Below are 21,690 nucleotides of genomic sequence, written 5' to 3'. Positions count from 1 at the left end.
TGCACGAAAATTTTTCATACACCCTAATTTATATAATGATTAATATTTTTAATATTCTAATAATTCTTTTAGAACTACCTCAAAACGATTTTTGGGTAAAAATTGATCTTCAAGTGCTTTTGTAAACGGAATTGGAGAGTCTAAACTTGCCACTCTTTTTACCGGAGCGTCAAGATATTCAAAACATTCTTCCATGATTAAGGCCGAAATATCGCTGGCAATTCCACCAAACAAGGTGTCTTCCTGATATATAATTACTTTTCCGGTCTTTTTAACCGATGCAAAAATAGTTTCCGTATCCAAAGGCTGTAAAGTTCTTAAATCAATTAAATCAGCTTCAATTTCAGGATTATTTGCCAGAGTTTCCAAAGCCCAGTGAACAGGTGCTCCAAAAGAGATAATAGTAACTGATTTCCCTTCTTTTAAAAGAGCTGCTTTTCCTAACGGAATTGTATAATAATCTATTGGAACATCCTGATAAACACTTCTGTATAATTGTTTGTGTTCAAAAAATAATACCGGATTAGGATCGTTAATAGAAGTATTTAATAATCCTTTTGCATCATACGGAAAAGCAGGATAAACCACTTTTAACCCCGGAGTTTTTGTAAACCAGGCTTCGTTTGTCTGTGAATGAAAAGGTCCCGCCTGAGTACCGCCGCCGCAAGGCATACGAATTACAACATCGGCTTTTTCGCCCCAGCGATAATGTGATTTTGCCAATAAGTTTACAATTGGATTAAATCCTGTTGAAACGAAATCAGCAAACTGCATCTCGACAACAGCTTTATAGCCATTAATAGACAATCCCATTCCGGCAGAAACTACTGCACTTTCGCAAATTGGAGTGTTGCGTATTCTGTCTTTTCCAAAAAGATCAACAAAACCTTCTGTTATTTTAAATGCACCACCATATTCTGCAATATCCTGACCCATTAAAATAAGACGATAATGTTGTTGTAATGATTGTTCAAGACTGTTTCTGATGGCATCTATAAAACGAATATTTCTGGTTTCAGATTTTGATTTAACTTCTTCATATTCAAATGGTTCGTAAACATCATTTAATTCTCCGCTGTAAGTAGGCACAATCTCAGGTTCAGCATTTGCAATAGCCAATTGCTCGTCAATTTCCTGCTTAATTTCGGCTCTCAATGTGTTATCATATTCTTCCGTAAGAACTCCTTCATCGAATAAAAACATTCTGTAATTGTCTACAGGATCTTTTGTAGCCCATTCCTTCATCATTTCTTCAGGCACATATTTAGTACCGCTTGCCTCTTCATGACCACGCATTCTAAAGGTTTTAAACTCTAATAAAACCGGATGCGGATCTTCCTGCATTTCTTTTTTTAACTGTGTTATTTTGTTATAAACTTCAATAATATTATTTCCGTCAATAATATGGCTTTCTATACCATAACCAACACCTTTATCTGCGAGATTTTCGCATAAATACTGCTCATTTGTTGGAGTCGAAAGTCCGTAGCCATTATTTTCGATAACAAACATTACAGGCAATTTCCAGACAGCGGCAATATTCAGCGCTTCGTGAAAATCACCTTCACTTGTTGCGCCTTCACCAGTAAATACAGCTGTTACTTTTTTATTTTTTTGAAGTTTATCTGCAAGGGCAATTCCATCTGCAATTCCTAACTGCGGCCCCAAATGCGAAATCATTCCTATTATATTATATTCCTGGGTTCCAAAATGAAAACTGCGATCCCTTCCTTTTGTAAAACCATTTGCTTTTCCCTGCCATTGCGAAAAAAGTCTGTGCAACGGAATATTTCTTGTAGTAAAAACTCCAAGATTCCTGTGCATTGGTAATACATATTCTGTTTCATCCAAAGCTGCAGTAATCCCTACAGAGATTGCTTCCTGCCCTATTCCTGAAAACCATTTGGATACTTTTCCCTGTCGGATTAAGATTAGCATCTTCTCCTCGATTAATCTGGGTTTTAGTATTTTTTTGTACAAATCAAGTAATTGAGGATTGGTGAGATTTTGTCTGTAAAAAATCATTTAGGTTTTGTTTTTGTAGTTGCTTTTGAATTTATAAAAATATAAAAAAATTAACATTATTAGTTAAATAATTAAATGCTATGAAATGTAATTTTTTAATCGGTCAAAAGTAGGAAAAATATTCATAATAATTATTCACGTTAAAATAAAATTTAAAGGGCAAAATAAGGCGCTAATATATCTTCAAAATTAAATAAACCTTCTTTTTTGTCGGTTAGATTTTCGGCAACAAAGACAACGCCGCTTCCAAAAGCTTCGCGCGAAATACTTTCATGAATTAGTCTGACGGTTTGAAAAGGAAATCCGAAAACCACTTCATGTTTACCCACAATTCCGCCGGCTCTTACAGAGTTTATATCTTCTTTTTCCAGATCCAGAGTTTCTGCAATTTTAAGGGCTGTTCCTGAAATTCCGTCTTTGCCTTTAAAATGTTCTTCAATGATCTCAATATCAACCCAGGGAGCGATTTTCTTTAGAAATTTAGAAGCAAATAAGAGATAATTTACGCCAAGTGTAATGTTCGGACTCCAGAATACGGTTGTAAGTTTTGAAAGCGATTTTAAAAAATCCTTCTCTTTATTACTATAATGAGAAATAGCTGAAATTATTTTGATTTTTCGCTCACTTGCCGCTTCTCCGTAAGTATAAATTCCTGATGCAGATGAAAAGTCAATTATGACATCAACAGGCTGATTATCCAAAAGTTCTGGTATTGAAGTTGTCGAACTCGAATATATTTTTCCTGCTTGATCAGAATTAATTCCGAGATATTCAGCTGTATTGCGATTTTCTAAAGCGGTATTTCTTTTTAAAACCCATTCGAGAGAAAATTTTTTGTTTTGCAATAATACTGATGCCACTGCTTTTCCTGTTTTTCCAAATCCTATTAATCCTATTTTCATAATATTATTTTTTATAAAAATAGATTTTTTAATTAGAAAACACAGGCATTATCACTATTATTAACATGTTTTTATCGTCTAAAGACGGTTAAAATGCATTATAATCAAAAATAGATTTTACTGTTTAATGGTTAAATTATTACGTTTAAATTCAATTTTATATTAATTTTTAAAATTCAAATCTAAAATATTATCTACCTTTGTTATTGTAAGGAATTACCGTTCCTTATTCTTTTTAAATAAAAAATGTAAAGTATGCAAAACATTCCTAGTGTAGACTTACGTGATTTCCTTTCGGACGACCCGAAACGTAAACAAAAATTTGTAAATGAAATCGGCAGTGCATTTGAAAACATTGGCTTCGTAGCCCTAAAAGGTCATTTCTTAGATGATCAGTTAGTAGACGAACTTTATGGCGAGATTAGAAAATTTTTCGCTTTGCCAATAGAAACTAAGCATAATTATGAAATTCCCGGAATTGGCGGACAAAGAGGTTATGTTTCTTTTGGAAAAGAACATGCTAAAGGACGTAAAGAGGGAGATTTAAAAGAGTTTTGGCATTTTGGTCAGTATGTTGATAAAGACTCAAAATATGCTGCAGAATACCCTGATAATGTTGAAGTTAAAGAGTTACCACGTTTTAATGCAGTTGGTAAAGAAGCGTACCAAATGCTTGAAAAAACGGGCGTTTATGTATTAAGAGCCCTTGCCTTGCATTTAGGTTTAGATGAGTTTTATTTTGATCAATATGCAAAAGAAGGAAACTCTATTTTAAGACCAATACATTATCCACCAATTACTTCTGAGCCAGAAAACGCAATTCGTGCGGCAGCTCACGGAGATATTAACCTGATTACGCTTTTAATGGGAGCTCAGGGAAAAGGATTACAGGTTCAAAATCATGATGGCGAATGGATTGACGCTATTGCACAAGATGATGAATTAGTAATTAATGTAGGTGATATGTTGTCAAGACATACCAATAATAAATTAAAATCAACTATACATCAAGTAGTTAACCCGCCAAGAGAATTATGGGGAACTTCTCGTTATTCTATTCCGTTTTTTATGCATCCCGTAAGCGATATGCGTTTAGATTGTTTAGAGAACTGTATTGATGCTGAGAATCCTAAGAAATTTGAGGATATCACTGCAGGAGATTATTTATACGAACGTTTAGTAGACTTAGGTTTAATTAAAAAATAAACGTAAATTAAATCCCAATATTAAAATTCCAAATTCCAAACTTAATTATTGGAATTTGGAATTTAATTTTTAAAAACCAAAACTATTGTAATTTATTTTTTAGAATTAAAAAATTATGGACTTACAAGACCAATTAAAAAATTTATTTCCCGATCACGTACAATCAAATGAACCTGAAGAAGTTCAGCAGGAAGATCATGTTCTTTACATTCAGAAAGAACCTATGATTTGTAAATTTGAAAAACGAAAAGGAAAAGCAACTACCATAATTGAAGGCTATGAAGGAAGTGATGAAGATTTTAAAATCCTGGCCAAGGAAATTAAAACAAAGCTTAGCGTAGGCGGAACTTTTAAAGACGATTCAATCATCATTCAAGGCGATTATCGGGATAAAATTATGGCAATTTTAAAAGAAAAAGGATTTAAAACAAAAAGAGTTGGAGGGTAATAAAATCCCAATTTTTTAAATCCCAAATTCCAATGTTTAACCGTGAAAATTTAACCGCAAAGTTCGCTCGAAATATTTCTAAGCTTTGTAAAAAGGCAAAGATCGCAAAGTTTTGTCATGAATATTTAGATTTCTAAAAATTGGAATTTGGAATTTGAAAATTGGCATTTTAGAAAAACCTTAGAACCTTAGTACCTCAAAAAAAATGATAAAATCATCAGAATTAATACTTAATCCAGACGGAAGTGTTTATCACTTAAACCTTCTTCCTGAACATATCGCACACGATATAATATTTGTTGGAGACCAAAACAGAGTAGAGAAAATCACTCAGTTTTTTGATTCGATTGAATATTCTACACAGAAAAGAGAATTTAAAACCCAAACGGGAATCTATAAAGGAAAAAGAATCTCAGTAATGTCAACAGGAATTGGTCCTGACAATATTGATATTGTTTTAAACGAATTGGATGCTTTGGTAAACATCGATTTAAAAACGCGTTTGCCAAAAGAAAATCTAACTTCTTTAAATATCATCAGAATTGGAACTTCGGGTTCGCTGCAGGCTGATATTCCGGTGGATAGTTTTGTAATGTCAAAATTCGCACTTGGATTAGACAACATGCTTCGCTCCTATTTAATTGATGATGTTTCAAACATCGCTCTTGAAGATGCTTTTGTGACACATACCAATTGGGACATTCGCAAAGGAAAACCATATGCGATTGCCTGTTCAGAAAAACTGGAAAAAGTAATTGAATCTGATAAAATTTTTAAAGGAATTACAGCAACTGCCGGAGGATTTTACGGTCCGCAAGGGCGTGTTTTACGTTTGAATATTCAGGACGAAGAATTAAATAATAAAATGGATAATTTTACTTTTAATGAGGAAAGAATCACTAATTTAGAGATGGAAACTGCGGCTATTTACGGGCTTTCGGCTCTTTTAGGTCATAATGCTTTGTCATTGAATGCTATTATTGCGAATCGTGCGTCGGGAACTTTTAGTGAAGATCCGTATAAAGCTGTTGATGAGTTGATTACTTATACATTAAACAAATTAGCTCAGAAATAATTAGATAATTTATGGAAGAAGCTATTTCTAAATTCGAGAAATTATTGGACGAAAATGCACCTTATTTTCCAACAATTGACCAGGTTATTTTAGAAGAAAAAAACCGGAAAATGGTCTAAAAAAGAAATATTAGGGCATTTGGTTGATTCTGCAATTCATAATTTGGTTCGTTTTACAGAGATTAATTATGTAGAAAAACCTTATCGACACAGACCATATAATCAGATAGATTTAGTAAATTTAAATGAATATCAAATAATGGATATTCATGATTTGACAGAACTCTGGCTTTCAATAAATAAACAAATTGTAAGACTTATGAAATCTGTTGATGAAAAGGCTTTAGATTATAAAATTATCCTGAGTGATGAATCTGTAATAGATTTAAGGTTTTTAATGACAGATTATGTAGATCATTTAGAACATCATATCAGGCAATTACGATCTTAAAATTAGAGAATTAGAAAATTAGATAATGCTTGAATTTTTGAATTATCTAATTTTCTAATTGAGACATTTTCTAATTATAAACGGTTACAACATTAATAATGACAGAAACACATAAAAAAATACTATTTAAATATTACAGCACCTACTTAGAAGAAATTGTTTCAGAAACCATGTGGGCTGAAATAATTGATTCTGAAAAAGGGTATTACAAACTGGATAACATTCCGTTTTTTGGACCTTTGATTGCAACAGATGATATTTTTCGCGCTGAATATGATGAGGATGAGAAATGTTTTATTCATAAAGAAACTATACAAAATTCAGGAAATTCAATTATTCAGATTTTAATTTTACAAGAAGGTTTTGACAAAGAAATCATCAGAGAGAAATTAAAAACGATTAATTGTGTTTCAGAAGCTTTAAACGATACGTTTCTGGCTGCGGAAATTGTAAAAAGTGTAGATTATTCTATTGTAAAAAGCCTTTTGGATGAATACGAATCGCTTTCGGTAATAGAATACGCAGAACCTTGTATATCAGAGAAACACAGAGCAGATTTAATGAAAAACTAATAAACGACAAACAAACTTATAATACGCATACCAAACAACTTAACTTAAACTTAAACCTAATGAAAACTGTAAAAATTGTAGGTGTTCCTGAACACTTCAATTTGCCATGGCGTATATGCATCGAAAATGGCGAATTTGAAGCTGAAAACATTGATTTGCAATGGACAAATATTCCCGAAGGAACCGGTAAAATGTGTCAGATGCTTCGTGACGGAGAAGCTGATATTGCGGTTATTTTAACAGAAGGAATTGTAAAAGATATTATTGCAGGAAACCCAAGCAAAATTGTTCAGATATATGTGCAATCGCCTTTAATTTGGGGGATTCACGTTGGCGCAAAATCTGATTTCCACACTATAAAAGATCTTGAAAATAAAAAAGTTGCTATTTCCAGAAAAGGTTCCGGATCAGAATTAATGGCGTATGTAAATGCCAATAATCAAGGCTGGGAAACCGATAACTTACAATTTGAAATCGTAAATACTATTGATGGCGCTGTTGAAGCTTTGACAAATGGAACTGCCGATTATTTTATGTGGGAACATTTTATGACAAAACCTCTTGTAGATCAGGGAGTTTTTAGACGTGTTGGTGACTGCCCTACTCCATGGCCTTCTTTTGTAATTACGGTTCGTGACGAATTTTTGAAGAAAAATTCAAAAGCGGTCGAAAAAATTCTGGAAGTAATTAATAAAACTACACACGATTTTGCGCAGATTCCGGATATTGATAAAACTCTGGCCGAACTTTTTAACCAACAGCTTGAAGATATTCAGGAATGGTTAAAGCTAACACAATGGTCGCAAAAACATTTAAATGAAAAAGCATTCGATAAAATTCAAAATCAATTATTTGATCTCGGAATTATTGATAAAAAAAGTACTTTTGTTGAAACTGTAAAAGCGCTGTAAATACTGCTTTTGATTCTTATGATAAAATTTCCTAAAATTGACTTTCCGCAATTAAAATCCAAATTACAGGTGAAATCACCCTGGGACAGGATTATTATTAGCGTTTTGAGTCTTTTGATAACGATACCCATTTTTATCATTCTGCATCAAAACCTGATCGAGTTAGAATGGGCCTTTAATCTGGATCGTGTTTTTATGTTTTTGTTTGTTTTTGCTGCAGTATTTTTTCTTTTGATGTATTTGCGAACAATTATAATTGCCTGTATTGCAATATATTTATTGGTATTGGTTTATGGTTCGATAATAGGAAATTACGGTTTCAATGAGATTTCAGAAGATTATAATTCAATGATTTATACAATGTCGGACAATCCGTATCCTCAGGATATTATTGTGGCAAAGCTACTTCCCTTTCCAAACAAATCATTGATTATTAGCGCTATAGAATATCAAAATCCGAAAGTTCGAAACTTTGCCATTATGGCTACTACAAAGCATTTTAAAGGCATAAGAGGCTATTCTGATTATAGAACAACGATTCAGTGCTTTGCTGTTTTTAAAGAAATAAACAGTCGCTGGAATTACGTAAACGACCCAAAAGAAGGCGATTATATTGCAACGGCCAGCGAATCGTTAGAATATTTTTCGGGAGATTGTGATGATCATTCTATTTTGATGGCGGCGGCGATTCGGTCAATTGGCGGAACTCCAAGATTAATCCATACTAAAGGACATATTTACCCTGAAATTCTAATCGGTTCTTCCATCGATTTAGAAAAGGTAAACTATTTGATAAAAAATGTACTTTTCCCCAAAGAAAGTTACAAGCAAAAACTACATTACCATATTGATGAGCGTGGCCAGGTTTGGCTAAATCTTGATTATACTGCCAAATATCCCGGCGGGCCATTTATGTATGAGGAAATTTTGGGAGCTTTAACGCTTAATTAAGGCGCTAAGGTTCTAAGAGGCTAAGTTGCTAAGTTTATTTGTAGATTCGATCTGCGAGCCTTTTTTTGATTACATGATTTTATTAATTGTAAGTTTAATCTTTTGATTGTTCTTATAAATATTTGATTTTTAGATTTTTAATTGAAATTATTTTTGTAATTTCATATTATCTAACTTTAATCACAAAATCATGAAAAAATCTAACTTATTTATCTTTGGGATTGCATTATTAACTATCATAATGGTTTCATGCAAAGGGCGAAACAAACTGGTAAATTCCTGGAAAATTACCGCTGTTGAAGCAAAAATGCCTCTTTCTGATTCTCTGAAAAATGTAATTTTAACTAACGGAACTTTAACGTTTACAAAAGACGGACATGTGACGGGGTTTTTACAGGGAGAAATAAATAATGGTACTTACGCACTAACAAATGGGGGTAAAAAACTCGTAATTAAAGACGAAACCGGAACCCCATATCCTTGTGAAAGTATCATTACAGATGATAAATTGATTTTGGATAGTAAGGAAATGAAATTAACACTGGACAAAATTTAAGCAAAAGAAAAACTTTACTAAACCATACAAAATCTCCTTAACATCATTGTGTTAAGGAGATTTTTTTAAATAGCTTTTAAAAATATTCTTTGTTATCCGCACTAATATAAAATTCGACACTTCAAATTTTTGGATGACGGAATGTAATAATGATTTAATGTATTTGTAAATTATTGAATTGAAAAAAAGAGTAATTTGTTGCCTTAAATAATAAACCACAAATGATTCAAATTTTTGAAAAGAACAAAAATCATATTCCCTATTTAAAAAGGATATTTCTTGAAGTTCGTCAAAAAACATTTTATTGGCTGGAGGATATTATCGAGTACAATCTTGATGATTTTGACCGTGAAACTGCAGGAGAATTTGTTTTAGTTGCTGTATTAAATAATAAAGCCGTTGGATTTATTTCGTTATGGCTTCCCGATAATTTCGTTCATCATTTATATATTGATGAAGAACATCAGCATAAAAATATTGGAACAATTTTGCTCAACGAAGCCATTAAAACTATGAATTCGCCTGTTACATTAAAATGCCTGATACAAAATACCAAAGCCGTCGAGTTTTATAAAAAGAAAGGATTTATCGAGAAAGAAAAAGGTTTTTCTAATCATGGCGAATATATTTTGTTTCTGCTTGAAAAATAAAAGCAGGATTAGTTTTTACTGTTGACATAGGGTTGTCATTCAGCCCTTTTAGTTTTGTAGTATAACTTTTAAAAATGATAAAATCAATCAATTACCAAATTACGATTAATCATAATGCGATAAATAAAAACAAAATGGAACAGAATGATTTAGAAACTTTTTGTCCGGCCAGCCAAAAAGACTGGAGAGAATGGCTGATTGAAAACCATAACTCAAAACAATCTATTTGGCTGGTTTGTTATAAAAAACAAGCCAATAAACCCACGATTAACTGGAGCGATGCCGTAGACGTAGCACTTTGTTTTGGTTGGATTGACAGCACGAGAAAATCTATTGGAAATGATACTTTTATCCAGTTTTTTACCCGAAGAAAACCCAATAGTGCGTGGTCTAAAATAAATAAAGCAAAAGTAGAACGCCTTATTGAAGACGGATTAATGCAAAAAGCCGGCTACGAAAGCATTGAAAGAGCAAAAGAAAATGGTTCGTGGAATATTCTTGATGAAGTTGAAGAATTAACGATTCCTGAAGAACTGGAAATCGCATTTGAAGAAAATCCGGGTTCAAAAGATTTTTTTATGAGTTTAAGCAAATCAGTAAAAAAAATGATTTTACAATGGGTCACTGTCGCTAAAAGACCCGAAACCAAACAAAACAGGGTTAATGAGATTGCAACGCTTGCTGCTAAAAATTTAAAACCAAAACAGTTCTAAAGATTATTATGTAACATTTTATGAAATTAGTTACTAATACTAAAATGTTTCACTAAAACAGTAATTTTTATGGAAAAAATATCAAGACGTTCTTTTGTGAATAAATTTGGCGTTGGCGTTGGCGCTTCGGTTGTATTGACTACGCTTCCTCCTTTTTAGAATTGCCTGAAAATCAGCAGGAAATTTATACAGGCAAAAAAATCAACATAGCCCTTTGCGGATTAGGAAATTACGCTGGTCTGCTGGCTCAGGGAATTCAGGTTTCTGAATATTGCACTCTTGCGGGAATTGTTACCGGAACACCTTCTAAGGCTGAAAAATGGAAAAAACAATATAATATTCCTGAAAAGAACATCTACAACTATCAAAATTTTGATGAAATAATTAATAACAAAGATATTGATTTGGTGTATGTTGTGTTACCAAATGGCCTGCATAAAGAATTTGTTATTCGTGCTGCAAAAGCCGGTAAACATGTAATTACCGAAAAACCAATGGCGGTAACTGTAAAAGATTGCGACGAAATGATCAAAGCCTGTAATGATGCAAATGTTCAGCTTGCAATGGGGTATCGTTTGCATTATGAACCTTATCATTTAGAAATTAAACGATTAGGTCAAAATAAAGTATTAGGACAAGTTCGTTTTATTGAAGCTTCACTGGGTTATAAAACTTACGATACAACTAGTAAGGCCAAAGTAGATAAAAAAGACCGTAACGAATGGCGATTGACGAAAGCACTTGGCGGCGGCCCATTGATGGATTTGGGAATTTACTGTATTCAAAGTGCGCGTTATGTTTTGGGCGAAGAACCAATTGCTGTAACAGCCCAATTTGGAACTGTAAATGATAAAGACAGATTTTCTGAAACTGAAGAAAGCATCAGCTGGCAAATGGAATTTCCCAGTGGCGCGGTTGCCAATTGTAATACTTCCTGCGGTTTTTATGTAGACAGATTTTACGCTTCTGCAGATGAAGGTTTCTTCGAAATGAGTCCAGCACTTAGTTATGGCCCGTTTGTAGGGAGAACTTCAGAAAAAGAATTAAAATTTCCTGTAATAAACCAACAAAAAACACAGTTGGATGGAATCTGTAAGGTATTAGTAGAAAATAAAAAATTACCGGATCATATTACGGGCGAAGAAGGCAAAAAAGACATCAAAGTCATTAATGCGATATATAAAGCTGCCCAAGAAGGAAAGAAAATATTTTTATAATTCGGAAATAGAATAATAAAGAAATAATTGTAGCTCAAAATAAATAACCTCCAGAGTAATCAGTTCTGGAGGTTAAAGAATGGGCATAAATAAAAATAAATAAGGAAAATACCCATTCAGACAAAAATGAACCAACTAAAAATTAATGGAAATTATGAGCTTCACCATTAAAACCTTCCTTATTATTATCTCCCCATGATTTTGCAAACTTTTTAAAAGCTTCTTTTTCTGTTCTTGAAAGTTCGCAATGACATTGCCAATTACCAAATTGATCTTTATAAACTAGTTTTTCGTTAATCTCGTATTTTTCCTGATGTTCTATTTCTTTTATTTCAACAATCATTTTACTGCGATTTATAGTTTTGGCTTATAATAGAATTACATTGTTTTTAAAAGCTCTGTAATAGCAATCTCCATTTTTTTATAATCTTTTCTAATTTTATCAGTTATTTCACTTTTTCGGTCACCAGAAAGACTCATTGTGATAAATCTTTTTGATATACCATATTTTTCTTTGATACGATTAAGGATTTCTTTATTGTAAGTATTTTTCTTTTTCGTTTCTTTGTCCATTGCTTTGTTTGTTCCCGTTGTAAGAACAAATATATAGACAATTGTTTATTAAAGCAAATAAAAAAGTAAACTATTTCCTATATTTTTATGAAAGCCATTGAAAGATTTTATCAATACCTTGAATATAAAGGTGTTAAACCAACCAGATTTGAAAAAGATTGCGGACTCTCTAATGGTTATTTAGGGACGCAATTAAAACGGAACGGCACTTTGGGCGAAGATGTTCTGAATAAAATAATAGACAATTGTCGAGATATTAACCCTGTTTGGCTACTTTCAGGGCAAGAAACTATGCTCAAAAACATACCTTATGAAACAAATTCTGATATAAATTTTGTAAGTGAAGAACCTGCAGAATACAATAAACAGCTTCTACCTCTTTATGATATAAAAACATTATCATCTGCCGAAGCATTATTTAAAGACACTAATAAAGAAATACCACTTGGGCATATAACAATTCCGAACCTGCCGAAATGCGATGGCGCAATTTATGCCAGCAGCGACAGTATGTATCCCCTTCTAAAATCGGGCGATATAATTTTGTATAAAAGAATAGCAGCCACAATCGAAAACATTTATTGGGGCGAAATGTATCTTGTTTCTTTAATAAATGATGATCAGGATGAATTTGTAATGCTGAAATGGATTCATAAATCTGAAAAAGGAGATGAATTCATCACGCTTTCTTCAGAAAACAAACATCATCAGTCAAAAGATTTCAATATTAGTACTATTAAAGGTTTGGCATTAGTAAAAGCCAGTATCAGAATAAATGCTGTGTATTGATTTACTTAATCGTATAGTTTTTAAGCGCTTAACTAAACTACTTTAAAGAAATTTTTAAACATTTTAACTAAAATATTTTGCGCAGTCAAATAACTGCATTATATTTGCAGTCAAATAACTGCGCAATGGAAATTCGAAGAGATGTATTTCAGGCAATTGCCGATCCCACACGTAGGGCAATATTAAGTCTGGTCGCCATACAAGCAATGACGCCGGGCGCTATTGCCGAGAACTTTGAATCGTCAAGACAAACGATTTCAAAACACATTCAGATATTAAGTGAATGCGAATTGTTAAGCCAGACCCAAACAGGCCGGGAAATTTATTATCATTTAAATCCTGAGAAAATGAAAGAAATAGACCAATTTATTGAACCATTCCGCAAAATGTGGGACGACAGATTTAATAAACTCGAAGCTATCATGAAAAACTACCAACCTAAAAAGTAGCATACTATGGAACAAAAAACAAAAATTGCAGCAGAAGATGACAAACAGGAGTTAGTAATTACCAGAGAATTTGATTTGCCTTTGGAATTACTTTTTAAAGCTTATGAAGAACCGGAAATTGTGGCGCAATGGATGGGAACAAAAGTAATTAAACTCGAAAATAAAAAACATGGCGGTTATCAGTTTGAAACTTCTGACCCGAACGGAAATGTGGTTTTTAAAGCAAATGGAACCATTCATGAGTTTACTGTCAACGAAAGAATTATTAGAACTTTTGAAATGGAAAACTCTCCTTTTGCAGTTCAGCTTGAATTTTTAGAATTCGAAAAAATTACAGAACAAACTAGTAAACTTACTATGCAAATTGTTTACAAAAGTATAGAATTGAGAAATCAAATGTTGAAATTACCATTTGCACAAGGATTAAATATGGCACATAACCGTTTGCAGGATGTGGTAAATAAATTAAAATAAAAATTAAACATTTGATATTTAAAACTTTAAAATATTCTTTAACTTAATTTAAAACCTCCATTTACATTTGTAAATTTCAATGTTTAAAATAGTAAACTTAACCGATTAAAATAAAATATCATGACAAAAAGAAATAAGATTATCTATTGGATTGCAACAATTTGGCTTGCTCTGGGAATGACATCAACAGGAATTGTACAAATAATAAAATTAAAAGAAGAAGTTGATATGATGACACATTTGGGTTATCCGCTTTATTTTTTGACGCTTCTTGGTGTGTGGAAAATTTTGGGTGTTATTGCAATTCTAATTCCTAAATTTCCGTTATTGAAAGAATGGAGTTATGCAGGTTTCTTTTTTGCAATGTCGGGTGCTATTTTTTCTCATTTATCTGTAGGCGATGATGCTATTGCGCTTTTTGGACCAACATTATTAATTGTTTTGACAATAATATCCTGGTATTTCAGACCTGCAGACAGAAAAGTTACGGCTTAATTTAAAAACAATTAAAATGAATCCTAAAGTTGATTTTTATTTTGATCAGGAAAAAAAATGGCAAAAAGAACAAGAACAATTAAGAGAAATTGTTCTTGAATGCGGTCTTGCAGAAGAATTAAAATGGGGCGTTCCCTGTTATATGCATCAAAAAAGCAATATCGTTTTAATTCATTCCTTTAAAGAATATTGTGCGCTTTTGTTTTTTAAAGGGGCGTTATTGAAGGATACAGACGATATTTTAATTCAGCAATCTGCAAACGTTCAGTCAGCACGCCAAATCAGATTTACAAATCTGCAGGAAATAATAGATTTAAAATCAGTTCTTAAAACTTACATTTTTGAAGCTGTTGAAATTGAAAAAGCAGGTTTGAAAGTACATTTAAAAAAGACAGCAGAATTTCCGGTTTCTGATGAATTTCAACAGAAATTAGATGAAAATCCAGAATTGAAAACGGCCTTTGAAGCCTTAACTCCCGGGAGACAAAGAGCTTATTTACTTCATTTTTCGCAACCTAAACAAGCAAAAACCAGAGAATCAAGAGTAGAAAAATGCATACCCTTAATTTTTGAAGGAAAAGGATTAAATGATTAATATTTCTTACTTTTAAAAGAAAAAATAATATGAAAATTCAGGAAATACTTGCGCAGCTTAAAGCGCTGAGCAACGAAAAAATGATTGCTCATAATAAAAAGTTTGGTGCCGGCGATAATCAGTTTGGTGTTAAAATGGGTGATATTCGTGCCTTGGCAAAAAAAATAAAAACCAATCATGAACTTGCTCTCGAACTTTGGGACACCGAAAATGTTGATGCCCGATTTTTGGCAACTTTGCTTATTGATCCAAAAAAAATAACAAAAGAAGAGATAAACAGACTGGCAAAATCTGAAAAATTCCCTCACGTTGCCGATTGGCTCTATACCAATGTAATTAAACCATATCCGGATAATGAAACCTTGCGAATCGAATGGATGCAGGCCAAAGATACCATGCAAGCCCGCGCAGGCTGGAGTCTTACGAGTGGCGCTGTTGTTAGAAATCCTGATGTTCTGGACTTCCCTGCCCTTCTCGACCGCATAGAATCTGAAATGCCAAAAGCGGCTCCCGAAGTACAATGGACGATGAATAATACTTTGGCAAATATCGGAATCAATCATCCTCAATATCGGGAACGCGCACTTAGCATTGGCGAAAAATTAGGTATTTATAGAGATTATCCTGTTTCTAAAGGTTGTACTTCGCCTTTTGCACCTATTTGGATAAACGAAATGGTGAGCAGACAAAAGTAAAAATTGTCCACTCACCTATTTATCATAACTTTTAAGGAAAAGTAAAATGGAAAAAACGAATCATACAGAAAATAAAGAACTCCGAAGTACAAAAATATTTAATGCTCCGGCAGATATAGTTTGGGAAGTCTGGACAAATCCTGAACATATAACAAATTGGTGGGGACCAAATGGTTTTACCAATACGATTCATAAAATGGATTTTGAAGAAAATGGCGAATGGAATTTAACCATGCATGGTCCGGATGGTACTAATTATCCAAACAGAAGTATTTTTAAAGAAATTATTTCGCTTAAGAAAATCGTTTTTGAGCATTTCAATCCGCATTTTATCACAACCGTTTTATTTGAATCCAAAGGCAAAGAAACCTTACTAGACTGGTCGCTTTTGTTTGATTCTGAAGAAATGTATGACATCATCGTAAAAGCGCATAAAGCTGATGAAGGACAAAAACAAAATTTAGAAAAACTGGAAAAATATTTAGCAGAAATGCTTAATAAATAAAATACAACATTATGAAAAACAAACTATCAGAATCAGCATCTGAAGAATTACTTAAAGTGCTTAAAAAACGTTTTGAAGATAATATGAACCGTCATCAAGATCTGGTTTGGGATAAAATTCAATTAAAATTAGAAGCAAATCCTGAAAAATTGTGGTCACTTGACGAAATGGAAAGAACCGAAGGCGAACCGGATGTTGTGGGGTATGATAAAAAAACAGACGAATATATTTTTTATGATTGTTCAGTAGAAAGTCCAAAAGGTCGCAGAAGCTTTTGTTACGATCATGAAGCTCTCGAAAAAGAAAAGAAAACAAGCCCAACGACAGCGCATTAAATATGGCCGAAAATATGGGAATCGAACTTTTGACCGAAGAACAATATCGCGAACTTCAAAAACTTGGAAAGTTTGATACTAAAACATCAAGCTGGATTGTTACGCCTTCAAATATTAGAAAACTTGGCGGTGCTTTATTTTCAGATTTTCGTTATGATACTGTTTTTGTGTATCATAACGGTGCTGAATCGTATTATGCAGCCAGAGGATTTCGTGGTTCTTTGCGAGTTTAAAATACAAAACGGCTTCATGTTTAATGAAGCCGTTCTTATAATGATCTAATCTTTTTTATCTTTTAGAATTTTACCTTCTTTCGTAAATTCCAAATCAATTTTATTGGTTAAATCGACATCCAGATCTTTATGACCGTAATCTATATGCGTAATTTTTTCGTTTGGATGATTTTTTGCCACATAATCTTTTACAGCTTGCGGAATAAAATCGGTTGGAATTGGTTTATCGTCTCCATCAACCTCGCGATATGTACCATCTTTCCAGAACTCTACCTCTGTTCCGTCTTTTAGTTTTACTTCGTAACCCTTTTCGCCGTGTTCAGCATCTTTTTTAGCGATATCAACAGTTGTCTTGCTAAAATGCTTTTTAGAAACTCTTGTGCCGGTTGTGGCAGTTCAGAAACTTCTATTTTCTTTTGGGCGTTTGCCGATATTATAAAGCCAAATAATGATACGGCTAATATGATTTTATTTTTCATGATTTGTGTATTAAAGTTATAATACTCACTAATTTACGATAAGAAAAAATGCATTCAAATCACTTTAAGAAATTTTTAGATTTTTTTTAACGATTATTTATTCCGATTTCCTGCAAGGTTTTCAAAACCTTGTAGGTATTTGAATTTCGATCATATTATTTTGCAGGTCTAAAATTATACCTACAAGGTTTTGAAAACCTTGCAGGATTAAAAAACCTATTTTTTTTGCCAAATGACAAATTCAGAAAAAATAACTTTGATTATCTTGCAGTATGAAAGAATTTATAGATTATATATTGCAGTTTGGTACATTAAATCAACAGCAGATTCATTTAATTTTAAAGAAAATCACAACCTTAGAACTTCAAAAAGACGACTATTTTTCTGAAGCCGGAAAAATTTCCAATCAGGTTGGTTTTGTTTTAGATGGAATTGTTCGGGTTTGTTATTACAATAACAAAGGCGAAGAAATTACTAAATATTTCATTGACGAGAATAATCTTGTAGTCGATTTAGAAAGTTTTGAAACCGAAACCCCTTCATCTGCCTACGTTCAGGCTGTAAATGATTGCAAAATCCTTATTTTTTCAAGAAAAGACTGGAGAGAACTTTCGGATACTATTGTGGGCTGGGATGCGATTGTACACAAACTTATTTCGAAAGCATTACGACAAAAAGTAGAAAGACGAAGCCCGCTAATATCTGAAGATGCTACGACGCGTTATTTAATGTTTTTGGAAATTTATCCCAATATCGTAAATCGTGTTCCGCTTTCGTATGTTGCTTCGTATCTTGGTATTACACAATCTTCTTTAAGCCGAATTAGAAAAAACATACGTTAAATTTGCTTTTTGCCATTTGGCAAATGATTCTATTTTTAAACGATTGAAATTTGCCTTATTAATTTTAAAATAAGAAAAATGAAAACAGCATTAATTACAGGAGCCAATAGAAGCATCGGATTAGAAATGACCAAACAACTTTCAAAAAAAGGATTATTTGTTTATTTAGGATCCCGCGACCTGGCAAAAGGGAAAGCAGTTGTAGCCGAATTAAATCAAGACGGATTTGAGAACATCAAAGCCATCGAAATTGATGTTACAAAACCGGAATCGGTTTTAGCAGCTCAAAAAATAGTTGAAAACGAGAAAGGAAAACTGGATATTTTGATAAACAATGCCGGAATTAGCGGCGAGTTTCCTCAAAGTGCTTTAGATACTTCTATAAATGATATTCAGAATGTTTTTGATACCAACTTTTTTGGAGTAATAAGTGTTACACAGGCATTTTTAGAATTGTTGAAAAAATCAGAAAGTCCAAGAATCAGCAACATCACTTCGGGGCTTGGATCATTGACTTTGCACAGCGATCCTAATTGGAAATATTACAATTTTAAAGCCACAAGTTATATTACTTCAAAAGCCGCTTTAAACGCTTACACCATTACATTGGCTTACGAACTAAAGGATCTGCCGTTTAAAGTTAATGCAATTGACCCAGGTTATACGGCGACAGATTTTAACCATCATTCTGGTCCCGGAACCGTAGAAAGTGCGGCAACTTTTATCATCAAACACACTTTGACAGATGAAAATGCGCCAACAGGGAAATTTTTCAGCAATGATATTGAGGATAGTTCAGAAATGAGTCCGTGGTAAAAAATAGTTCTATTGTTTTAAATAAGAAAAACTTCATTATTTTTAATGGAGTTTTTTTGTGGGCTGATGTCTGCGAATTAATTTTATGTTTTATAAAGTTTTACATTTTCAATTGAATATAAAATCAGATAAATATGGAAGATAAAAATAATCAAACAGACACACCAAAAGTAACCGGGATTGGCGGTATTTTCTTTTTTACAGAAAACCCAAAAGAAACCAGAGAATGGTACGCTCAAAATTTAGGACTTGACGTTAATGATTGGGGTTCAACCTTTGAATCCAGAAACTTTAATAATCCTGACGTGATAGATTCTCTGCAATGGAGTCCTTTCAAAAAAGATGATGCGTATTTTTCTCCATCAAAAAAAGAATTTATGATCAATTACCGTGTTCAGAATATTGAAGGTCTTGTTGCTAAACTTAAACAAAATGGTGTCACTGTTCTTGATGATATTACAAGTTATGATTACGGAAAATTTGTTCATATTATGGACACCGAAGGCAACAAAATAGAGCTTTGGGAACCTTGAATTACAAAAATTGAAGCTCCATTATTTCTAATGGAGCTTTTTTTATTCTTTAAACCAGCTTTTTAATGACTTTTTTTAGAATTGGAAATCATACATTTAATTGAATTATCTATTCGAATTTTGATATGATTATTAATTTATATAATTTGCGATGGCTTCAAATCTGGCACTATCGCCGTATTTCACTTAATCTGAAAGGATATATAAAAGAATGAATTCCAACAATACTTCCGCAGTAATTCTGCCAACAAAACAACATTTTGAAATTCTTGACGGATTAAGAGGTATTGCCGCTTTTGCTGTTGTACTATTTCATTTTATGGAATGGATTTATACTGATCCCAGTAAAAACTTTATCGGACATGGTTTTCTGGCTGTGGATTTTTTCTTTTGTCTTTCCGGTTTTGTAATTGGGTATGCTTATGACGATCGTATTGCCAAAATGGGGCTTCGTAAGTTCTTTATTTCAAGAATAATCAGACTGCATCCGTTGGTTGTAGCAGGATCAATTTTAGGATTGCTGGCTTTTTTGTTTGATCCTTTTGGAGGTCATCCTGAATTGTACAGCAACGGAAAAATTATTTTGACATTTATTTGCTCATTATTCATGATTCCTTTACCGGTAATAGCCGATCGTGGTTTTAATCTTTTTAGTTTTAATGCGCCTGCATGGTCATTATTTTGGGAATATATTGCCAATATTGTTTACGCATTTGTGCTTTATCGAATAAGCCGTAATTATTTGTTGTTGCTAACAATAATAGCTGCTATTGCTATTTGTTATGTAAGTTATAGTTCCGGTAATTTGTTAGGCGGCTGGAGCGGCCCCACTTTTTGGGACGGCTGTGCCAGGATATCTTATTCTTTTTTAGCGGGATTGCTTATATATCGTTCTAATTGGATCATCAAAAATAAACTTGGATTTACGGGTTTGTCAATATTATTATTGGTGGCTTTTATAATTCCATTTTCAAACTGGAACTGGTTATCTGAGACTATAGTTGTTCTGTTTTACTTTCCTTTACTGATAGCTTTGGGTGCAGGAGCAACATTATTGCCTAAATTTAAAAAGGTGTGTGTATTTTCAGGAAATATCTCCTACCCTTTGTACATGACTCATTACGCTGCGTTATGGATGTTTGGCAATTATTACACAAATTATAAACCTGATAATACGCAACTTACACTAATTGTTATTTTCGGACTTATTTTGTTGGTTGGATTTGCTTATTTGGTAATGACAACTTATGACATTCCCGTAAGGAAATATTTAAATGAAAGGTTTGTAAAACGAAAAGTTTAAAATATTTAAAAAACATTTTGCGAAAAACTCCATTAGAAAATAGTGGAGTTTTTTGTTTCATACCAATTCGACTACAAGATTCTCCAATCTAACTACATAAGACAAAAAACGGCAACCGAATTTTGTACTTCATTATAAAAAGAAAAAAATGAATAGTGCAGAAAAAAATTGAGCGGTAAAGTTGTCGTTATTACCGGAGCAAGCAGTGGAATTGGAAAAGCGATTGCATTGAAACTTGCAGAAAATGGTGCCAATGTGGTATTGGGCGCCCGAAGAAATGAAAAGCTTTCGGCATTAGCAAATCAAATAAAAAAGGCCAATGGAAAAGTAGAATATGTTGTAACTGATGTTAAGAAAAAAGAAGATTTGCTTAATCTGGTTCAAACAGCAATCACTGCCTATGGCAAATTGGATGTTATAATAAATAATGCCGGTATTAGCGAACTTAGCCGAATTGATGATTTGGATATTGAAGGTTGGGATGAAATGATTGATGTAAATATTAAAGGTGTTTTATATGGAATTGCCGCTGCTATTCCGTTTTTTAAACAGCAAAAATCCGGACATATTATTAATATAATCTCTACTTCGGGAATAAAAATTGTACCAATGCAAGGTGTTTATGCAGGAACTAAAAATGCAATACGCACTATTGCAGAAGCATTTAGACAAGAATCTAATGGAGAAATACGCATTACAGGAATTTCTCCCGGAGTCGTGAATACAGAATTTGTAGATAACATTAAAAACGATACAATGAAATCTGTAGTAAAAGAAAACATGAAAAAAATGGCAATTAGCCCCGATGCGATTGCAAATGCTGTTTTATACGCTATTGAACAGCCTTTGGATGTTGAAATTGGAGATATTGTTATTCGTCCTTCGGTACAAAATTAGC

The 21,690-nt window shown here is 32.9% G+C and carries 29 protein-coding genes and 1 pseudogene; 24 read left to right on the top strand and 6 right to left on the bottom strand.

Features of this window, described 5'->3' with window-relative positions; genetic code table 11:
* Positions 1-48: 48 nt before the first annotated feature.
* Positions 49-2,025 carry an alpha-ketoacid dehydrogenase subunit alpha/beta gene (locus ACZZZT_RS15360; protein ID WP_463461037.1) on the bottom strand — a complete coding sequence of 659 codons (1,977 nt, stop codon included), beginning with the start codon at positions 2,023-2,025 and terminating at the stop codon, positions 49-51.
* Positions 2,026-2,177: 152 nt separating this feature from the next.
* Entirely contained in the window at positions 2,178-2,927 is a 750-nt protein-coding gene (locus ACZZZT_RS15355) for a 4-hydroxy-tetrahydrodipicolinate reductase (RefSeq protein ID WP_463461036.1), read from the bottom strand.
* 255 nt (positions 2,928-3,182) lie between these two features.
* Here ACZZZT_RS15355 and ACZZZT_RS15350 point away from each other — a divergent pair, with 255 nt between their 5' ends.
* From ACZZZT_RS15350 to ACZZZT_RS15300, 11 genes are all read left to right on the top strand, one after another.
* Positions 3,183-4,133 (top strand): isopenicillin N synthase family dioxygenase, encoded by a 951-nt coding sequence (locus ACZZZT_RS15350; RefSeq protein ID WP_302096130.1) that lies wholly within the window; start codon positions 3,183-3,185, stop codon positions 4,131-4,133.
* Positions 4,134-4,248: 115 nt separating this feature from the next.
* Positions 4,249-4,581 carry a translation initiation factor gene (locus ACZZZT_RS15345; protein WP_463461035.1) on the top strand — a complete coding sequence of 111 codons (333 nt, stop codon included), beginning with the start codon at positions 4,249-4,251 and terminating at the stop codon, positions 4,579-4,581.
* A 205-nt stretch (positions 4,582-4,786) separates the two neighbouring features.
* Complete coding sequence (locus tag ACZZZT_RS15340) at positions 4,787-5,656, top strand: nucleoside phosphorylase (protein ID WP_042566980.1); 870 nt, start codon at positions 4,787-4,789, stop codon at positions 5,654-5,656.
* Positions 5,657-5,794: 138 nt separating this feature from the next.
* Positions 5,795-6,106 (top strand): DinB family protein, encoded by a 312-nt coding sequence (locus ACZZZT_RS15335; protein ID WP_463461034.1) that lies wholly within the window; start codon positions 5,795-5,797, stop codon positions 6,104-6,106.
* 98 nt (positions 6,107-6,204) lie between these two features.
* On the top strand, positions 6,205-6,678 hold the full coding sequence (locus ACZZZT_RS15330) for a DUF4265 domain-containing protein (protein WP_463461033.1): 474 nt from the start codon (positions 6,205-6,207) through the stop codon (positions 6,676-6,678).
* 59 nt (positions 6,679-6,737) lie between these two features.
* Entirely contained in the window at positions 6,738-7,589 is an 852-nt protein-coding gene (locus tag ACZZZT_RS15325; RefSeq protein ID WP_042567220.1) for a substrate-binding domain-containing protein, read from the top strand.
* Positions 7,590-7,607: 18 nt separating this feature from the next.
* Entirely contained in the window at positions 7,608-8,540 is a 933-nt protein-coding gene (locus ACZZZT_RS15320; protein WP_042566978.1) for a transglutaminase-like domain-containing protein, read from the top strand.
* A 190-nt stretch (positions 8,541-8,730) separates the two neighbouring features.
* Positions 8,731-9,096 carry a hypothetical protein gene (locus ACZZZT_RS15315; RefSeq protein ID WP_042566977.1) on the top strand — a complete coding sequence of 122 codons (366 nt, stop codon included), beginning with the start codon at positions 8,731-8,733 and terminating at the stop codon, positions 9,094-9,096.
* 221 nt (positions 9,097-9,317) lie between these two features.
* The gene (locus ACZZZT_RS15310; RefSeq protein ID WP_463461032.1) at positions 9,318-9,746 is read left to right on the top strand and encodes a GNAT family N-acetyltransferase; all 429 of its coding nucleotides are present in this window, start codon (positions 9,318-9,320) and stop codon (positions 9,744-9,746) included.
* A gap of 74 nt (positions 9,747-9,820) precedes the next feature.
* Positions 9,821-10,459 carry a YdeI/OmpD-associated family protein gene (locus ACZZZT_RS15305; RefSeq protein ID WP_463461031.1) on the top strand — a complete coding sequence of 213 codons (639 nt, stop codon included), beginning with the start codon at positions 9,821-9,823 and terminating at the stop codon, positions 10,457-10,459.
* A 161-nt stretch (positions 10,460-10,620) separates the two neighbouring features.
* Positions 10,621-11,676 carry a Gfo/Idh/MocA family protein gene (locus tag ACZZZT_RS15300; protein WP_463461030.1) on the top strand — a complete coding sequence of 352 codons (1,056 nt, stop codon included), beginning with the start codon at positions 10,621-10,623 and terminating at the stop codon, positions 11,674-11,676.
* 142 nt (positions 11,677-11,818) lie between these two features.
* On the opposite strand, the gene ACZZZT_RS15295 is transcribed toward ACZZZT_RS15300, so the two are convergent.
* Together ACZZZT_RS15295 and ACZZZT_RS15290 are read right to left on the bottom strand one after the other, a co-directional pair.
* Positions 11,819-12,019: a hypothetical protein gene (locus ACZZZT_RS15295; RefSeq protein WP_463461029.1), complete on the bottom strand. Its 201-nt coding sequence runs from the start codon at positions 12,017-12,019 to the stop codon at positions 11,819-11,821.
* Between the two features lie 35 nt (positions 12,020-12,054).
* The gene (locus tag ACZZZT_RS15290) at positions 12,055-12,249 is read right to left on the bottom strand and encodes a hypothetical protein (RefSeq protein ID WP_463461028.1); all 195 of its coding nucleotides are present in this window, start codon (positions 12,247-12,249) and stop codon (positions 12,055-12,057) included.
* Positions 12,250-12,336: 87 nt separating this feature from the next.
* On the opposite strand from ACZZZT_RS15290, the gene ACZZZT_RS15285 reads away from it, so the two are divergent.
* The 8 genes and pseudogenes from ACZZZT_RS15285 (at position 12,337) to ACZZZT_RS15250 (ending at position 16,819) form a co-directional block, all read left to right on the top strand.
* Positions 12,337-13,038 carry a S24 family peptidase gene (locus tag ACZZZT_RS15285; RefSeq protein WP_463461027.1) on the top strand — a complete coding sequence of 234 codons (702 nt, stop codon included), beginning with the start codon at positions 12,337-12,339 and terminating at the stop codon, positions 13,036-13,038.
* A gap of 125 nt (positions 13,039-13,163) precedes the next feature.
* On the top strand, positions 13,164-13,487 hold the full coding sequence (locus ACZZZT_RS15280; protein ID WP_042566972.1) for an ArsR/SmtB family transcription factor: 324 nt from the start codon (positions 13,164-13,166) through the stop codon (positions 13,485-13,487).
* Between the two features lie 6 nt (positions 13,488-13,493).
* Complete coding sequence (locus ACZZZT_RS15275; RefSeq protein WP_463461026.1) at positions 13,494-13,961, top strand: SRPBCC domain-containing protein; 468 nt, start codon at positions 13,494-13,496, stop codon at positions 13,959-13,961.
* A gap of 120 nt (positions 13,962-14,081) precedes the next feature.
* Positions 14,082-14,456, top strand: coding sequence for a DoxX family protein (locus ACZZZT_RS15270; RefSeq protein ID WP_463461025.1), 375 nt, complete (start codon positions 14,082-14,084; stop codon positions 14,454-14,456).
* A gap of 16 nt (positions 14,457-14,472) precedes the next feature.
* Positions 14,473-15,051 carry a YdeI/OmpD-associated family protein gene (locus tag ACZZZT_RS15265; protein ID WP_463461024.1) on the top strand — a complete coding sequence of 193 codons (579 nt, stop codon included), beginning with the start codon at positions 14,473-14,475 and terminating at the stop codon, positions 15,049-15,051.
* 29 nt (positions 15,052-15,080) lie between these two features.
* On the top strand, positions 15,081-15,746 hold the full coding sequence (locus ACZZZT_RS15260) for a DNA alkylation repair protein (protein ID WP_463461023.1): 666 nt from the start codon (positions 15,081-15,083) through the stop codon (positions 15,744-15,746).
* A 46-nt stretch (positions 15,747-15,792) separates the two neighbouring features.
* The gene (locus ACZZZT_RS15255; RefSeq protein WP_463461022.1) at positions 15,793-16,251 is read left to right on the top strand and encodes an SRPBCC domain-containing protein; all 459 of its coding nucleotides are present in this window, start codon (positions 15,793-15,795) and stop codon (positions 16,249-16,251) included.
* Positions 16,252-16,262: 11 nt separating this feature from the next.
* Positions 16,263-16,819, top strand: a pseudogene (locus tag ACZZZT_RS15250) (DUF4256 domain-containing protein).
* A gap of 45 nt (positions 16,820-16,864) precedes the next feature.
* Here ACZZZT_RS15250 and ACZZZT_RS15245 read toward each other — a convergent pair.
* Together ACZZZT_RS15245 and ACZZZT_RS15240 are read right to left on the bottom strand one after the other, a co-directional pair.
* The gene (locus ACZZZT_RS15245; RefSeq protein ID WP_463462443.1) at positions 16,865-17,158 is read right to left on the bottom strand and encodes a PepSY-like domain-containing protein; all 294 of its coding nucleotides are present in this window, start codon (positions 17,156-17,158) and stop codon (positions 16,865-16,867) included.
* Positions 17,113-17,298 carry a hypothetical protein gene (locus tag ACZZZT_RS15240; protein WP_463461021.1) on the bottom strand — a complete coding sequence of 62 codons (186 nt, stop codon included), beginning with the start codon at positions 17,296-17,298 and terminating at the stop codon, positions 17,113-17,115. The genes ACZZZT_RS15245 and ACZZZT_RS15240 overlap by 46 nt, the downstream gene beginning before the upstream one ends.
* A 272-nt stretch (positions 17,299-17,570) precedes the next feature.
* Here ACZZZT_RS15240 and ACZZZT_RS15235 point away from each other — a divergent pair, with 272 nt between their 5' ends.
* The 5 genes from ACZZZT_RS15235 (at position 17,571) to ACZZZT_RS15215 (ending at position 21,689) form a co-directional block, all read left to right on the top strand.
* Positions 17,571-18,140 carry a Crp/Fnr family transcriptional regulator gene (locus tag ACZZZT_RS15235; RefSeq protein ID WP_463461020.1) on the top strand — a complete coding sequence of 190 codons (570 nt, stop codon included), beginning with the start codon at positions 17,571-17,573 and terminating at the stop codon, positions 18,138-18,140.
* Positions 18,141-18,218: 78 nt separating this feature from the next.
* Positions 18,219-18,956 carry an SDR family NAD(P)-dependent oxidoreductase gene (locus tag ACZZZT_RS15230; protein WP_463461019.1) on the top strand — a complete coding sequence of 246 codons (738 nt, stop codon included), beginning with the start codon at positions 18,219-18,221 and terminating at the stop codon, positions 18,954-18,956.
* 134 nt (positions 18,957-19,090) lie between these two features.
* Complete coding sequence (locus tag ACZZZT_RS15225; RefSeq protein WP_463461018.1) at positions 19,091-19,489, top strand: VOC family protein; 399 nt, start codon at positions 19,091-19,093, stop codon at positions 19,487-19,489.
* 211 nt (positions 19,490-19,700) lie between these two features.
* Complete coding sequence (locus ACZZZT_RS15220; RefSeq protein WP_463461017.1) at positions 19,701-20,792, top strand: acyltransferase family protein; 1,092 nt, start codon at positions 19,701-19,703, stop codon at positions 20,790-20,792.
* A 168-nt stretch (positions 20,793-20,960) separates the two neighbouring features.
* A complete protein-coding gene (locus ACZZZT_RS15215; protein ID WP_463461016.1) occupies positions 20,961-21,689 on the top strand; it encodes an SDR family oxidoreductase in 729 nt (242 codons plus the stop codon).
* Position 21,690 lies beyond the last annotated feature (1 nt).

It is taken from the genome of Flavobacterium sp. AC274 (assembly GCF_979258275.1).
Note: the sequence above shows the minus strand (reverse complement) of the source record. Positions and strands in the feature narration are given on the sequence as shown.